Origin of the sequence: Intestinibacillus sp. Marseille-P6563 (assembly GCF_900604335.1) — a bacterium.
Taxonomy (GTDB): domain Bacteria; phylum Bacillota; class Clostridia; order Oscillospirales; family Butyricicoccaceae; genus Butyricicoccus_B.
On record NZ_UWOD01000002.1, the window covers coordinates 1,170,428 to 1,185,752 of the forward strand.

Below are 15,325 nucleotides of genomic sequence, written 5' to 3' on the forward strand. Positions count from 1 at the left end.
TCTGCCTATCGGGCCAAGGCGATGTCTTTGATGACCTCTCCGGCCAGAATCATGCCCGCCACCGGCGGGACAAACGAGATGCTGGCCGGGACCGGCCGGCCGGCAGTCCCCTTGCGGTCGCCCTCCGCCAGGGCATACCGTTCGGGCGGGATGCGCTGGGGCTCTTCCTTGGAATAGACCACTTTGAGCCGCTTGACGCCCCGGGCTTTCAGTTCGCGCCGCATGACACGGGCCAAAGGGCAGACCGAAGTTTGGTAAATGTCCGCCACTTCAAAGCGGGTGGGATCGAGTTTGTTGCCCGTCCCCATGCTGGAAATCAGCGGGACCCCCAGCCGGAAGCACTGCTCGGCCAAATACAGCTTGGACGATACGGTGTCGATCGCGTCGAGCACATAGGTGAACCCGGTCAAATCCAGGTCGGTTTCGGGGGTGAAAAACAGGTCGAGCGGCGTTACGCGGCAAGCAGGGTTGATATCGCGCACCCGCGCAGCCATCACGGCGGTTTTGGACTGACCGGTCGTCGACGCGAGGGCGATGAATTGCCGGTTGCGATTGGTGATCGAAACCGTATCGCTGTCGATGAGGGTCAGGGCGCCCACCCCGGCACGCGCCAGGGCTTCGGTCGCGGCCGCACCGACACCACCTACCCCAAACACGGCCACATGAGCAGCAGCCAAACGGTCCATCCCCTCCTGCCCGAGCAGCAGCGCGGTACGGGAAAATTCATGCAGCATAGGTGAAACCTCCGAAACATACAAAAATCGCCAGCGCTCCTTGGGCGCATGGCAGCCAAACAGACGGTCTTAGTGTATCACAGGGGACTGTACTTGTCCAGCGAACAAAAACGGTTTTCATCGCCACCAAACCGCGAAAAGCGACGTTTCGGGCTTGTTTTTGAACCCTCAACATGGTATCATGAAAATGTGGAACAGGAGGATGGACATGAAAGTATCCACCAAAGGGCGGTATGCACTTCGGCTGATGATCGATCTGGCCGAGCATGGCCGCGGTGATTTTATCCCATTAAAAGAGGTATCGGCCCGTCAGGGCGTTTCGGTCAAATATCTGGAGCAGATCGTCAATCAGCTCAGCCGTGCCGGGCTGCTGCAATCGGTGCGTGGCGCACAGGGCGGCTATCGTCTGGCCAAGTCTGCCACCGAATATACGGCTGGCGAGATTTTGCGCGTCACCGAAGGCGGCTTGGCACCCATCGCCTGCTTAGACCAGGCAGCCGAAGTCTGTCCACGCAATGAACACTGCTCAACCCTGGACTTTTGGACCGGTCTTGCCGATGTGATCGACCGCTATGTCGATTCGGTGACCCTGGCTGATCTGGTGACCGATCATCAGAAAAAAATGGGCGATATGCCTGCAAAATAAAAAAAGGATGGAACACAACATGCTTTCTGCTGCAAAAAAAGAATTCATTGAATTTATGATGTCGGCTGATGTGCTGCGGTTTGGCAGCTTTGTCACTAAATCCGGCCGTCAGACGCCGTATTTCGTCAATACCGGCAACTATAAAACCGGCCTGCAAAACTCGCGTCTGGGCGAATTTTACGCCGCTGCGGTCAAAGAAGCTGTGGGCGCAGATTTTGATGCGATGTTTGGCCCGGCCTATAAGGGTATCCCGCTCGCAACCTCGGTGGCAGGCGCTCTGGCGCGTGTTTATGGCATTGATAAGCCGTTCTTCTTCAACCGCAAGGAAGCCAAGGACCACGGCGAAGGCGGTAATATCGTCGGCTACAAGCCCAAGGACGGCGACCGTGTGATCATCATTGAAGATGTTATCACGGCGGGTACCGCAATCCGGGAAACCATGCCGGTTTTGCAGAGTTGTGCCGATGTAAAGGTGACCGATATGTTTATCTCGGTCAACCGCTGTGAAGTTGGTCAGACCCCGGGCAAGACCGCTGTCATGGAAGTTGGCGAGGAATTCGGCATTCAGGTGCATGCCCTGATCACCGTACAGGACATTTACGAATACCTGAAAGAGCAAGGCACCTATGGTGATATCTTAGGTCAGATGGAAGCCTATATGGCGCAGTACTGCGTTTTCTAAAAATAAAAAGGACCACCGTTTCAAACGAGTTTCTTTGGGAACGGTGGTTTTTTATGTCTCAATTTGTTCGGGATTTCTCGAATTCGTTTGAAAATCACGGATTTTATATTTAAAATTCTCTCAATAATAGCATGTCAAAAAGGTTCTCGCGCTGGTACTGGCGTTCGCCATGGCGTTCACCATGATGGCGACAGCTGGCGCGGCATACACGGACCAGGCCGACATTCAGGCGACCGAAGCCGTGGAGATGCTCAACGCGCTCGGCGTAATGACCGGCGATCCGGATGGCTCCTTCCGTCCGAACGACACCATTACCCGCGCAGAAGCTTGCCGTATGATCTATACGATTCGTACGAATAGCGATGATGCGTCTGCTTATGCAGACATGCAGACCACTTTCAAGGATGTACCGGCTGATGCTTGGTACGCTGGCTATGTAAAGCACTGCCAGGCTGCTAATATCGTATCCGGTACTTCGGCTACCACTTTTGAGCCGAACCGCGAAGTAACTGGCGTAGAGCTGGCTCTGATGTGCCTGCGCGTGATGGGTTACGACCCGGCCAAGGCTGACATCGGTGGCTCGACCTGGTCCACCAAGACCATCTCTCTGTCTACCGAAGCTGGCATCCTGGACGGTGTAAACACCACCATCACTTCGGCTTGCCCGCGTCAGTGGGCTGCTCAGATCATGTACAACACGATCGAGGCGCCTACCGTTCAGTGGTCTACCGATACCAATTCTTACAGCAAGTACTTCGATGACGGCAAGGAACGCGATTCCGTTGGTAAGGAGTACCTCAAGCTGTGGATTGACATTGGTACTCTGACTTCGGTAGATGATGATAACCTCACCATCTATTCGAACAGCAGCGATGCAGAAGATAGCGACAACAGCTATGTTGGCAACCATGACTTCACGAAGGTTGCAAACGACTATTCTTCTCTGCTGGGCCATAAGGTAAAGGTTCTGTACCGCGATGGCAAGACCAATGCTGTTATCGGCGTTTACCCGCTGGAAGATAACACCTCTTATACCGTAAACATGAAGGATATCGAGAAGGATGGCGACAAGGTCAAGTTTGACGGCAAGTCCTATGGCTTTGACGATGCTACCCTGCGTGTTGAAGTCCTGGATGTAGACGGTAAGGTTACTACCTCTGATGTGAAGTCGACCTACTTTGATGTAGAGGCAAACAGCAATGCAAATGCAGTTGCAGAAAAGACCGTAACTTTCGTAGATAACGATGGTGACGGCAAGCTGAATATTGCATTTGTTACCGAGTATGCATCTGCAGAAGTAACCTACGTTGGTTCTGACCGCATCACGGCTGACAAGACCTACAAGATGGAAGACCACAACATCTCGGAAGATCTGGCCAAGGACGATTTCGCAATGATCTCCTGGAACCGTTTCGACGATTGCAAGGACATTGCAAAGGCAGATGTTGTTGTAGATACTCTGGCTTCCTCCAAGGATAAGGGCAACTATCAGCAGTATAAGATCGGCGAAACTTGGTACAACATTGCAGAAAATGCAACCTCCGGTTGGGATAATGTAACGGTTGGCGATACCGTAAAGGCCTACATTGTTGCTGGCGTTATCGTTGACATTGACACCGATGACGGCACTGGCGCAATCCCGACCAATATCGCAGTTGTTGTTGGTTTGGGCGACAACTCGCTCAACGGCGACCAGGCAAAGCTGCGTTACTTCGACGGCACCCTGAAGACGGTTACTCTGGACAAGACTGTAAAGGCTGACGGCACGACCACAAAGGCTGTCAAGGGCTTTGCATACAAGGTTTCCGGTTCGGACAACAGCACCCGTCTGGAAGAACTGAAGGGTCAGAAGTACAACGGCTATGAGTACATTACTAAGACTTATGGCACCGGTGAAGCCGTTACTGCTTCGAACAGCAAGCTGAATTCGATCAGCGGTAAGGTTGTTGATGACAATGCAACCGTTATCCTGTACAACCCGAATGACGGCAGCTCCAAGAAGATCACTGGTAAGCAGTTCAAGGCAATCGACAGTGGTAATTCGGACCTGTTAGCTGATATGAGCAAGGCTGGCACCGCAGCCTTCACCAAGAAGGTTAATGGTGTAGAACGCGTGCTCCTGGCAGCGGTTGAAGTAAAGGATACCGATATCACCGGCACTTCGTATGATAACTACGGTTATGTTACCTCTGACGGTGCAAAGGTTTCGAACGGCGATGTCGAATTCACGATGTGGAACGGCTCGGAAAATCTGAATGTTAAGGTTGAGAGCGGTTCGGAAGACGATTATACCAAGGGCACTCTGGTTGCTTATTCCGCAATCGACAACGACTACCTCCAGGATGCAGAAGCTTTTGGCACGATCGAAGATCTGTCCAAGATGAGCAAACCTGCAACGGCTGCCGACCTCTACGTAGCAGCAAACCTGGCTGATTCCGCTACGGTTGTTACCGACGGCAACAAGGTTCTGAATGTTACCTCCAGCACGCATGTTCTGGTTGTAGATTCGGATGCAGACAAGGCAGACGAAATCGGCATCCCGTACACCGCTGGCAATAACCTCAAGACCGCAACTCTGAAGGAAGTTACCCAGAGTGGCGAAGTCTACCGTCTGAACATGGTTTACCGTGTTGATGGCGGCGGCACTTCTGCAGACGATGACGATCTGGATCTGCTCGTCATCGACAACACCGGCGCATTTGACTTCAACAAGCCGGAAAGCGGCAGCGCTGGCTCTGGCAACGGAGGTTCGACCTCCAAGGGTGACTTTACTTTCACCACGACCGACAAGACTGTTCTGGAAGTTAAGACCGCAGACATCCAGGCAGATGGCAACGTAATCTTTACGGTCAATGTGCTTGGCAATGCAACGGCAGCAAACACCACGTTCGACTGGGAAGTATTTGTAAATGACATTCCGGTTGCAAAGGGCGATGATGTTGCTGCAAATGCATCGAATTACCAAACCACCGGCGTTCAGGTAAAGGACGGCGCCAAGGTTACCATTGCGCTGTCTGACATCAAGGTAGAAGGTCTGTCCAATCCGTCGGCCGATGACATCAACAACGCTTTTGAGCAGGAAGGTGTCACCAACGTTACCGTTAGCGGCGATGTTACTGGTGCAGTCAAGGTGCCGGAAGGCAAAAAGCTGACGCTGGATGACAAGGCCGTTCTGAAGGATGCAACCGTAGAAGGTTCTGTTGTAGTTGGCGACATTGACGTAAGCGGCGATGTTGACCTGTCGAAGGCAGATGTTGCGTCTATCGAGAAGGTAGATGTACTGAACGGTGCTTCTCTGAATGTAACTGCTGGCAGCATTAAGGATCTGACTGCAGGTACTCTGAATGTAAACGCTGGCGGCGCTCTGAAGGTTGCAGATAAAAATAGCGACTCTTCGGCAACTTTGGTTGGTCCGGATACCGCAGAGGCTCGCATTCAGACAGCAGCAGATACTACGGTTTCTCTCGATCTGGCGAACGGCGCAATGACGATTGCCGGCGATGCAGAGATTCCGGCAGGCCAGACTTGGTACTCCATGCTTGGCCCGCTTGCCGCAGAGGCAGAGGGTCTGGTTATGGAACTGACAACCGGTACTCTGACTGTTAACGGCACATTGAAGCTGGTTTCCGCTGGCAGCAGCAGCTTTAAGGTTTCTGGTGACGCCAAGGTAGTTGTTGGCGCAACCGGTGTAATCAATGTGGCTGCAAAGGCAAGCCTGGATGGCAACAATGCTATCACTGGCACTGAAGGCTCTCAGTTGAATGTAACCAACGGCAGTGGTACTATCAGCAATGTTGCTGGCGTATCGGATCACTCTGAAGGTAACTACACCTGGAGTACTGACAAGTGGACTACCGGTGCTTGATTCCAATTCATTTCTGAAATGCCTTTGAGCAGCACGGAAATACTGCATAACAAGAAAGCCCCCTCTTTTGAGGGGGTTTTTCTTGTTACTTAAAGGCAATATACCGATACGGATTGCCACCTTTTGCATATTCATCCGACTCGCACAGGTAACCGGAAACTTGAAAACCGGTTGCTGTAACCGCTACATAAGGCGCTGCAACACCGGGAAGAGCAAGATTTGCCAAAATTGCGCTATACGGGTCACCATACTGACGGGCCATTACCAAAACAGCTTTTGGCTGAAAACCTAACGTGATTGTTTTGGAGCTGCCGTTGCCGGTGTATGAGCCGGTATAGATTTCGCATTTTGCCGCCACTTTGGTTTCTAGTGCGCTATCACCGCTCTGTCGGGCATCGCTTTCGTTTTTGAAAGCGGTTTGCATGGCTTCTTCATCCGCTTTGCTATCCAGTTCGCTTTTCACAGCAGATGACAGCATCTCGCGCGTGATTTCACCTGTGAAGGTTTGGGCACGGTATTCATCCATGCGATTTTCCAGGACTTTGCTGTCGTCGCAGATGCCGTTGAGTGCTTCCCGCAATTCTTCCGGGCAGGCGTCAAACCGGGCTTTCAGCTCGGATGCGGTCAACGTCGGGGTATCCGGTAGGTCGGAAATGCGGTTTTGAAAGGCGGAGATTTTTCGTTCGGTGAACATATTGAGGAGTCCTCCTTTGATTTGGGATTTGCCGCTCATAATAGCTGCCAAATTTACCCGATGTCAAGCCATATTGCAGGGTTTATTTCCCGGGAAAATTGCCCTCCCCTTATGGCTTGACAAAAACAAAAAGCCGCGGCTATTATCATCGCCATCACAAACCCGCGAGCTAGCGGGACAAGGGAGGATATGCAATGAACAAGAATTTTACCATTCCGGCATTTGCCGAGCCAATCACGAATCTACCGGACACGCCGACCTGCGAAGCAACCGAACTGAAACGCCGATTTCAAGCCCCGGTGGACGAAGTCCGCGAAGCGCATAACGCCCTGGCCAAAGCGCACGAAACGCTGGACGAAAAGGTCGAAGGCATTGTCACCGAAACCTTTGCTGGAGCGATTACAGAAGATATGCTGTCACATGAACTAAGCGATTCTCTAGCCCGGCGTAGTGATCTGTATTTTGGAACCTATACGGGAGACGGTATATATCCAAGGGAAATTACGTTGGGCTTTATGCCAAGGATGGTATTTATCACACGTGCAGATGGGTTGATTTCTTCCGCAGGTCAAGTAAGTCAGTATCTCGCGTTCCCTGTCCAAAATCCGAGCGATGATGATCTCTGTGTGATTCTACAACATGGTTTTCTTTTAACCAATACCCCTAATTACTCATTCTTAAATTGGATGGGAAAAAAATTTCTCTATGTGGCAGTTAAATAAAAGCAGCCCCCTCGTATGAGGGGGCTGCTTTTTTATGACACATAACATGTCATATTTAGGATACTGTAACCTCTACATCTTCAAAGACATAGGTGCTTGCACCATTCGGGAAGGTGTAGTTCTCAGCAGCCGTAACGGTTACGTCAGCTGTAACGGTCGAACCGCTCGGAATAACATAAAGCAGATCAGAACCAGAGGTCATTTCAACATCATCAACCGTGATCTTAACACTGGTAACAGTGTAGGAAGAATCGCCTGCAGTGAACATAGAAGCATCAATTTCCTTCACCTTGGTGGTGTCTCCAGTTACCGTGCCACTAAAGGTCGGTGCAGCAGACGTGCTTGCATCCTTCGGAAGAACTGCAAAGGTATCGGTCAGCAGAACGGTGTCGCCAGCCTTAACGGTAATCGTATAAGTGTCAATATTTGCAGTAGCGTCGAACTGTACAGTTACATCCTGGGAACCGTTGTTTTTCACTTCGAAGTCAACAGTACCGTTGGTAATACCAGTAGTGTTGTCATCACCGCCAGAAACGGTTGCCGTCAGCGTCTGCTTTGCAGCATCAGATGCGTAGTTGACAGCAGTAGCAGTATAGGTCAACGTAACCGTAGAATCACCAAACTTCATGGACTCTGCATTACCGCTCTTTTCAGCTGCAGTGATCTTCGGAGCATTTACATCATCCAGTTCAAAGCCATCAAATGCACCGGTGGAGTCGATAACCAGGACTTCGATATCGGTATCGTCAGAACCATCGCTGCTACCGTTTTCATCCATAATCCAGAACGCATTGACCAGATACTTGTCAACGTCGCCTTCCTTGTACTTGGAAGCCTGCGGCAGCTTATCGCCATAGGTGTAGTTCAGACCAATCTTGTTGTCATCACTTGCCTTGGAGTCAACAAGCAGGACGGTGGTGTCTGCTGTTACATTCAGCTGGATGTTGTCAATAGCAATGTAGCCAGAAGCATTGGACTCGTTGCCGCCACGATACATGTCGGAGTTGTTCATGTTCGATACAGCATCCTTAGCCTTTTCGATGGTGCCGTAAGCCTTAACGTCGTTGATAACGCCATCGCTAATGCTGGAGTAACCAACGAGCATACCCTTAACACGATCACCCTTGCTGTAAGAAGTATCCTCGGTGACGGTTACATTCTCAGAACCAGTCCAGATGGTGTACTTCACATTGCCGTTCGAGGTACGGCTGCCGTCGGTAACAATATAGCCATAATTGTCAGAAGACTCACCAATCAGGTCGGTGCTGCTGACCTGGATAGCTGCCAGACGTACACGAGTCAGACCGCTGGTTTCCTTGGTAAATACCGAAGTTGCAACACCAGTGGTACCTGCAAGGCCATCCGTGCTGTTGGACAGCGCGTTGTACTGCTTGCCAGAAATCTCCTTGGATACGCCGTTGCCAGCCCAAAGAATAACAACTGCATCGTCGGCAACCTTTACGCCGTTAATCATATCATCGTCTGGTGCAATGTTGCCTGCAGCGGTCTCGCTGCCGATGGTAGCGGTAAAGCCATTGTACTTGGTATTCGCCTTGGTATGCTCAAAGTTCATATCAGAATCCGAGCCAGAAACCTTGTATGCACGGCCTACAACCGGAGTTACGTCACTGTCGTCAGCAATGGTAACGGTCTTGGTCGTACCGTCAAAGTAACGCAGCTTGACCTGGTCACCATCCAAACCGCTGGTGCCCTTGCCAACTACAACTGCAATGTTAGACGGTACAGCACCGGTGCCGTCGTCGGTGTCAAGGTCGAGTACAACTCCGTTGTAAACATATGCCTTAACGGTGTCGCCGGTGGTGACGTCGGTATCCTCGGCCGCCATGTTGTACCAGGAGCCGTCCAGCTCATACTGAACATAGCCATCCTTTTCCTTGTAACCGGTCAGCTCGGTGGTCAGGATGTCGGCACGGACGATTTCATTGCAGTCGTCGTACAGGTTCTTGGACAGAACCGCGTAGTCGTCCTTAACAAGCTCTTCGTCGATGTTGTCGTCGCTCATGTCGTAGGTCTTACCGTCAAAGGTAATCTTATCCGAACCAACATAAGTAACTTCACCACCGGTGTAGGTGGTAACAATCGCGGTGTCAATCTTGCCATTCTCGTCCTGATCGACAAAGGTAACCGTATTCATGGAAACCTTGTTGCTAGCCGTGTCGGCAAAGTAAGAGATGTTCTCCTTTGTGGCAGTAGCGCCGTCTTTAATGACGTTGATCTGGACTCCTGCAGCACTATCTGCATCGTCAATCGTGTAGGACTTGCCGTCGAACTTAATCTTGTCGCCGTCCAGCTCGGTCGCGTTCAGGTAAGTCTCATAAACCACCGTGCTCTCGGCCGGATAAACGCCAATAACGTCGTTGGTCTTCTCGTCGCGGAACATAACCTTGACCTTACGGCCCAGCAGGCTCGAGTAGTCCTGGGACAGCTTGGTGAAGTCAACATGTGTAGTGTCAGAATCTGCCTTATCGCTATCCGTCTGGCTGATGGACAGGTTCTGGCCGTTGATCGAGGTCAGAGTACCAACGTTGGTATACAGCTTCAGATACTTTACGCCGACGGTATCCAGATCGCCGCCATTATCGTTCTTATCACTGTAACCATCACGGTCGGTAGACCATTCAACCGTATTTGCGCCGATGGTGTTGTACATCAGCTGAGCCGCCCACTGACGCGGGCAATCAGCAGTGATGGTGGTGTTGACATTCTTCAGAATGCCAGCTTCGGTTGCCAGAGAAATGGTCTTGGTAGACCAGGTCGAGCCGCCGATGTCAGCACGAGCCGGATCATAACCAATGACACGCAGGCACATCAGAGCCAATTCTACGCCAGTTACATTCGAATTGGGGTCAAAAATGGTTGCGGACTTACCGGATACAATACCGGCAGCCTGGCAGTGCTTTACATAGCCAGCGTACCAAGCATCAGCCGGTACGTCCGTAAAAGTGGTCTGCATATCTGCATATGCAGACGCATCGTCGCTGTTCGTACGAATCGAGTAGATCATACGACAAGCCTCGGCACGAGTAATGGTGTCGTTGGGACGGAAAGAGCCGTCACCATCGCCAGACATAATGCCGAGCGCTGAGAGCATTTCCACGGCTTCGGTCGCTTGAATGTCGGCCTGGTCCGTGTATGCCGCGCCAGCTGTCGCCATCATGGTGAACGCCATGGCGAACGCCAGTACCAGCGCGAGAACCTTTTTGACATAGCTTTCAAGTGCATTTTAAAGCACTATATAACCAGATTTCATCAAAACAAGTGTTTTTTTTGCGTCTGTTTTTCTATTTTCAATAATGATCTATGCAGTTAGTATTTATGTCTCTTTTCCATACCTGACTTTATTCGGATTTTTTATACATTAATCCAAAATCAGTATATCAGTTAACATATAGGCTGTATGAAATTTTCATGGGGTTTTATGCTTCTATCTCATGATTGGGCACGCCAATTATCTGGCTCGGGTTAATTTCTATTCCTAAATATTTTCAAATTCTTGCAAGTTCACACGTTATAAAGGTGTAGTTTAGATAAAGAGCTATCTCGTTATCAAGATATTTTATGCTTTTCTTCTAGATTATATTTGCAGCACAACATACCTATATCGAATTTGGTATATCTTGTGTATATCCTACGGAGCGAATGTCCCCTTTCGAGTAGGATGTAATGATATGGAAATATGTTAAAATGTTTATAGCGTTACGCATAATACATTATGATGATGTTTCGCTTTGCCTTAACAGCTATGAGTCTGAAATTATATTGTTCCATATCACTTATATGGCACACAGACTAAAGAATCTCAAAAACGTTTCATATTCCGCTAAATTTAAAAAAGAACACGATAAATGCTGGTCTTGTAGTATTGATTTACTAAATGTCAAAAAGGTTCTCGCGCTGGTACTGGCGTTCGCCATGGCGTTCACCATGATGGCGACAGCTGGCGCGGCGTACACGGACCAGGCCGACATTCAAGCGACCGAAGCCGTTGATACGCTCACCGCGCTCAGCGTAATGGCTGGCGATCCGGACGGTTCCTTCCGCCCGAACGACACCATTACCCGCGCAGAGGCCTGCCGCATGATTTACACCATCCGTTCGGGTGGCAACGATGATGCATCTGCTTATGCAGGTATGCAGACCACTTTTACGGACGTACCGAATGATGCTTGGTACGCTGGCTATGTTAAGCACTGCCAGTCTGTCGGCATTGTATCCGGTAAGTCCTCGACCATTTTTGACCCCAATGCAAACGTAACCGGCGTTGAGCTGGCTCTGATGTGCCTGCGTGTCATGGGTTACGACCCGGCGAAGGCTAACATTGGTGGTTCCACCTGGTCTACCACCACCATCGGTCTGGCGACCGAGGCTGGTCTGCTGGAAGACTTCAATGCAACTGTAACTAATGACTGCCCGCGTCAGTACGCAGCTCAGCTGATGTACAACATGCTGAATGCTGACACCGTTCGCTGGTCTGATGATGCTGGCGACTATGTCAAGGATGAGCAGCGTATCTCGGGCACGACACTGACCGAGTACATCACCGTTGGTGAGAAGTACATGAGCCTGATCAAGGTTACCGGTACTCTGCAGGCTTCCGGTAAGGTTGGTCTGGACGGTGCAGGCTCTGAAGAGGCTCTGGTTCTGGATCCGAATTCGCTGAGCTCTGCCGATAAGGCTGCTGGTAAGGAAACTTCGTTCGACGATGTTACCACTGATTATTCTGACATGATCGGCCAGACTGTACAGGTTCTGTATAAGGAAAAGAACAGCGATACCACCGTTTACGGTGTATTCGCGACCGACGACAACAAGGTAAATATCTCTACCACGGCCAATAACCTGGAATCCCAGTCCGGCGAGGATAAGATTAAGGTTGATGGCACCAAGTATACGGTTGACTATCAGGGCAGCTACATGCCGATCTACACCGTAGCAGCTAGCGGCACCGGTGCAAGCATTACCGAAGACAAGTCGGTTACCAATGCTTCTACCCTGGAGACTAAAATCAATGATCTGGACAACAATGGCGTTGACGTACAGGTTATCTCCAACGACGGCGACAGCAAGATCGATATGATTATCGTCTTCGACAAGACTTTTGCAAAGCTGACGGCTACCAACAGCTCGTCTGTAACCTACCGTACTGTTAAGACCGATATGAGCGGCGACACCACCACGACTGGCGATAAGCTGGATCTGGAAGATGACGCTCCGGTTCTGTACGACGGCTATGCCAAGGATGACTATGTATTTGTATCCGCTGATCTGTACAACGATGCTGTTGTTGTAGAGAAGGCAGAAACCGTAACCGGTACCGCTTCCGCTACCAAGGAAGATTCGATCTCGATCGGCGGCACTTGGTACGATTACTATGATACCGGTGCAAACGGCTTCAATGCCAAGGCTGGCAACGACTACACCGCATATGTGCTCAACGGTTTTGCTTACTATGTAGAAGGCGCTGCTGCAACTGACGTTGACACCCTGCTTGTGAAGTCTATTGGCGACTACAACAAGATTAACGAAGGCGTTGAGGCTAAGGTTCTGTTCGAGGACGGCACCGAGAAGGTCATCAACGTAGAGCGTCTGGTTGTTCCGTCTGCTGGCTTCGACCAGGATAAGTTCGACGAAGATGCTAAGGCTACCGACAATAAGGCTACTGTTTACGCTGGTGCAGCTGCTGACGGCGACATCTCGATCGCATTTACAGCTGGTCTGAACGAGTTCGTCAAGCCGGCTCTGTATACCTACGATGTAGATGGCAGCGATTACACGCTGTTCCTGGTAAATGACAACTACACAAGCGGTGCTAAGATCGATGCAGTCCAGGGTGCAAATGATTACATCTCTAAGACTGAGACCATCGACAGCAAGGACATTGACGACGCAGCTGTTATTTACCTGAACTACAACGGCGGCAGCGACTGGAAGGTCATCACCGGTTCGGCTCTGGCTTCCTATGATGATATCACTGGTGATGCAAAGTCCGCATATGTTGCAGACGACGGCACCATCGTAGCAGCTTTCCTGTCCTCTGCAGCTAAGCTGAATACCACCGATACCCTGTATGGTGTTGTTTCCTCGTCTTACACTTCCACCAACTCGGATGGCGATCGCGTTGTATACCTCGACCTGATCACTCCGGAAGGTGCAAAGACGGTTGAAACCGAGGAAACCAAGGTTGCTAACTTCACCAAGGGCGACATCGTATCCTTCACCGGCACTTACGAGAAGGCTGTTGGTACGGTAACTGTTGAGAGCGACACGCAGTCGACCGGTGCACAGTCCCAGGGCTACATCGCTGTTGACCGTGTATCCTCCAACAATCTGATTACTCCGAAGTCTACCTACAATGACGGCGATGCCGAGTACACCATTGACGTGGCTGTTCCGCAGGCTGGCAAGATCGTTTCGGATACTGCTGTGATCTACATCGACGAGTCCAACAAGACTTACGAGTATGTTGAGAGCGACAGCATTGCTGAGGCAAATGAGTTTGCAACTAGCGGTATCTACGCAAATGCGTACGTAATCGTTGACGACAATGAGCTTGACCTGATCGTTTACGAAGTAAACGGCAAGCTGCGCGATGGCAACGATACTTTCAAGGTACTAAACGCTACTAAGTCGAGCGTAGTTGCAGCTAACAAGGAACAGGAAGCTAAGAATGCACTGGTTGCAACGCTGGCAGGCAACGGTAACGGCACTGGTTTCACCTATGGCTTTACTCAGGTTAGCGACTCCAATGTTTATACAATTGACACTGGTGTAGACCTTTCCAGCCTGAAGAATGTTACAACTGCAATCACGGCTGACTGGGGCACTGATGTTACTGTAACTCTGAACAAGCTTGACAGTGCACCTTCTGCTGGCAATTCTGGTGACTTCCAGGATGTTAATTATAAGGCACTGGCTAGCGAAACTGAGACAGATGTGAAGATGGATAACCGTGCAATCCAGCTGATGCAGACCGATGTTGGTACCACTACTACCAACTGGACTGCTGTCAAGGTAACCATTACTGCTGCTACTGTTGCAGATGCAACCACACCAGCAGCATCTCAGGAAATCATTCTTTGTGTAAACGGCAACACTTGATTTCCTATGTAAGCACAGATAAAACCCCCGAGGATTTCCTCGGGGGTTTTCCCTTTTCTTCACTTAAATGCAAGATAAAAATACACATGGCCGGTTGCATTGCTTTCCGCTCCCACGTGGCCGGGGCTGTGATAAAAGTCCGTCACCTGGAATCCATTGTCAACAATTTTTAACACATAATAATCGATTCCATTGATTGAAAGTATAATCGGGCCGTTTGTGATCGATAGGCCTCCATAATAGTGCCCATCAAAATGGGTCATGCCGTCAGACGTCAGCAGCAGCACTGCTTTTGGGGTGAACCCCAACGAAATGACGCGGTTTTCCGTGCCGTCGCCCGTGTAAGTGCCAAAATATGCTTCACATTTCTGCTGAAGGCTGCTTTGCAGCGCGGTATCCCCGCTGATTCGCGCGGTGATTTCGGCACGGAGTGCCGTCTGTTCAGCCTTACCGTTGATCTTTTGAGAGAGTTCTTCGTCAAACATGCTCTCGTGAATGGCTCCGGAAAAAGTTTCGGTGACAATGCCTTCGACCTTTTCATCCAGCGTTTGATGCGCTTCCGCCAGGGCGTTGTGCGCTTCCCGGACTTCATCCGCCGGGGCTTGAAACCGGCGTTTGAGTTCATCCGCGGCACACGTCGGCGTATCCGGCAGGCCGGTGATCGGCTCAGCAAATGCCGGGAGAGTGAAATTTTGATTCATCGCGTATCCTCCTTTGTCCCGCTAGTTCGCGGGTTTGTGATGGCGATGATAATAGCCGCGGCGTTTTATTTTTGTCAAGCCATATGGAGAGGTTCATTTTTTCAGAAAATTGCCCTTGCATTTGGAATACAAAAAACAAGGTGAGAAAAGTGGACGTTTTCC

At 50.5% G+C, this 15,325-nt stretch carries 9 protein-coding genes; 5 read left to right on the top strand and 4 right to left on the bottom strand.

Annotated features, from left to right (window positions below):
- Positions 1-5: 5 nt before the first annotated feature.
- Positions 6-734, bottom strand: coding sequence for a tRNA threonylcarbamoyladenosine dehydratase (locus EFB11_RS14040; protein ID WP_122790776.1), 729 nt, complete (start codon positions 732-734; stop codon positions 6-8).
- A 208-nt stretch (positions 735-942) separates the two neighbouring features.
- On the opposite strand from EFB11_RS14040, the gene EFB11_RS14045 reads away from it, so the two are divergent.
- From EFB11_RS14045 to EFB11_RS14055, 3 genes are all read left to right on the top strand, one after another.
- The gene (locus tag EFB11_RS14045; protein ID WP_122790777.1) at positions 943-1,380 is read left to right on the top strand and encodes an RrF2 family transcriptional regulator; all 438 of its coding nucleotides are present in this window, start codon (positions 943-945) and stop codon (positions 1,378-1,380) included.
- A gap of 19 nt (positions 1,381-1,399) precedes the next feature.
- Positions 1,400-2,062 (top strand): orotate phosphoribosyltransferase, encoded by a 663-nt coding sequence (gene pyrE / locus EFB11_RS14050; RefSeq protein WP_122790779.1) that lies wholly within the window; start codon positions 1,400-1,402, stop codon positions 2,060-2,062.
- A 169-nt stretch (positions 2,063-2,231) separates the two neighbouring features.
- Entirely contained in the window at positions 2,232-5,927 is a 3,696-nt protein-coding gene (locus EFB11_RS14055) for an S-layer homology domain-containing protein (RefSeq protein WP_122790781.1), read from the top strand.
- 85 nt (positions 5,928-6,012) lie between these two features.
- Here EFB11_RS14055 and EFB11_RS14060 read toward each other — a convergent pair whose 3' ends face one another.
- On the bottom strand, positions 6,013-6,621 hold the full coding sequence (locus EFB11_RS14060; RefSeq protein WP_122790783.1) for a hypothetical protein: 609 nt from the start codon (positions 6,619-6,621) through the stop codon (positions 6,013-6,015).
- Positions 6,622-6,815: 194 nt separating this feature from the next.
- Between EFB11_RS14060 and EFB11_RS14065 the strand changes: the two genes are divergently transcribed.
- A complete protein-coding gene (locus tag EFB11_RS14065; RefSeq protein ID WP_122790785.1) occupies positions 6,816-7,343 on the top strand; it encodes a hypothetical protein in 528 nt (175 codons plus the stop codon).
- Between the two features lie 55 nt (positions 7,344-7,398).
- Here the strand turns inward: EFB11_RS14065 and EFB11_RS14070 are convergent, their stop codons facing one another.
- Positions 7,399-10,533, bottom strand: coding sequence for an S-layer homology domain-containing protein (locus tag EFB11_RS14070; protein ID WP_122790786.1), 3,135 nt, complete (start codon positions 10,531-10,533; stop codon positions 7,399-7,401).
- A gap of 743 nt (positions 10,534-11,276) precedes the next feature.
- Between EFB11_RS14070 and EFB11_RS14075 the strand changes: the two genes are divergently transcribed.
- The gene (locus tag EFB11_RS14075) at positions 11,277-14,462 is read left to right on the top strand and encodes an S-layer homology domain-containing protein (RefSeq protein ID WP_164706784.1); all 3,186 of its coding nucleotides are present in this window, start codon (positions 11,277-11,279) and stop codon (positions 14,460-14,462) included.
- 59 nt (positions 14,463-14,521) lie between these two features.
- Here the strand turns inward: EFB11_RS14075 and EFB11_RS14080 are convergent, their stop codons facing one another.
- Positions 14,522-15,163 (bottom strand): hypothetical protein, encoded by a 642-nt coding sequence (locus tag EFB11_RS14080; RefSeq protein ID WP_122790789.1) that lies wholly within the window; start codon positions 15,161-15,163, stop codon positions 14,522-14,524.
- Between the last annotated feature and the right edge of the window lie 162 nt (positions 15,164-15,325).

Bases quoted from the DNA above. Each gene is read 5' to 3' on its own strand.
- EFB11_RS14070 (WP_122790786.1), bottom strand. From the start codon at position 10,533: ATGGCGTTCACCATGATGGCGACAGCTGGCGCGGCATACACGGACCAG.
- EFB11_RS14080 (WP_122790789.1), bottom strand. From the start codon at position 15,163: ATGAATCAAAATTTCACTCTCCCGGCATTTGCTGAGCCGATCACCGGC.
- EFB11_RS14040 (WP_122790776.1), bottom strand. From the start codon at position 734: ATGCTGCATGAATTTTCCCGTACCGCGCTGCTGCTCGGGCAGGAGGGG.
- EFB11_RS14075 (WP_164706784.1), top strand. From the start codon at position 11,277: ATGGCGTTCACCATGATGGCGACAGCTGGCGCGGCGTACACGGACCAG.
- EFB11_RS14045 (WP_122790777.1), top strand. From the start codon at position 943: ATGAAAGTATCCACCAAAGGGCGGTATGCACTTCGGCTGATGATCGAT.
- EFB11_RS14055 (WP_122790781.1), top strand. From the start codon at position 2,232: ATGGCGTTCACCATGATGGCGACAGCTGGCGCGGCATACACGGACCAG.
- pyrE (WP_122790779.1), top strand. From the start codon at position 1,400: ATGCTTTCTGCTGCAAAAAAAGAATTCATTGAATTTATGATGTCGGCT.
- EFB11_RS14065 (WP_122790785.1), top strand. From the start codon at position 6,816: ATGAACAAGAATTTTACCATTCCGGCATTTGCCGAGCCAATCACGAAT.
- EFB11_RS14060 (WP_122790783.1), bottom strand. From the start codon at position 6,621: ATGTTCACCGAACGAAAAATCTCCGCCTTTCAAAACCGCATTTCCGAC.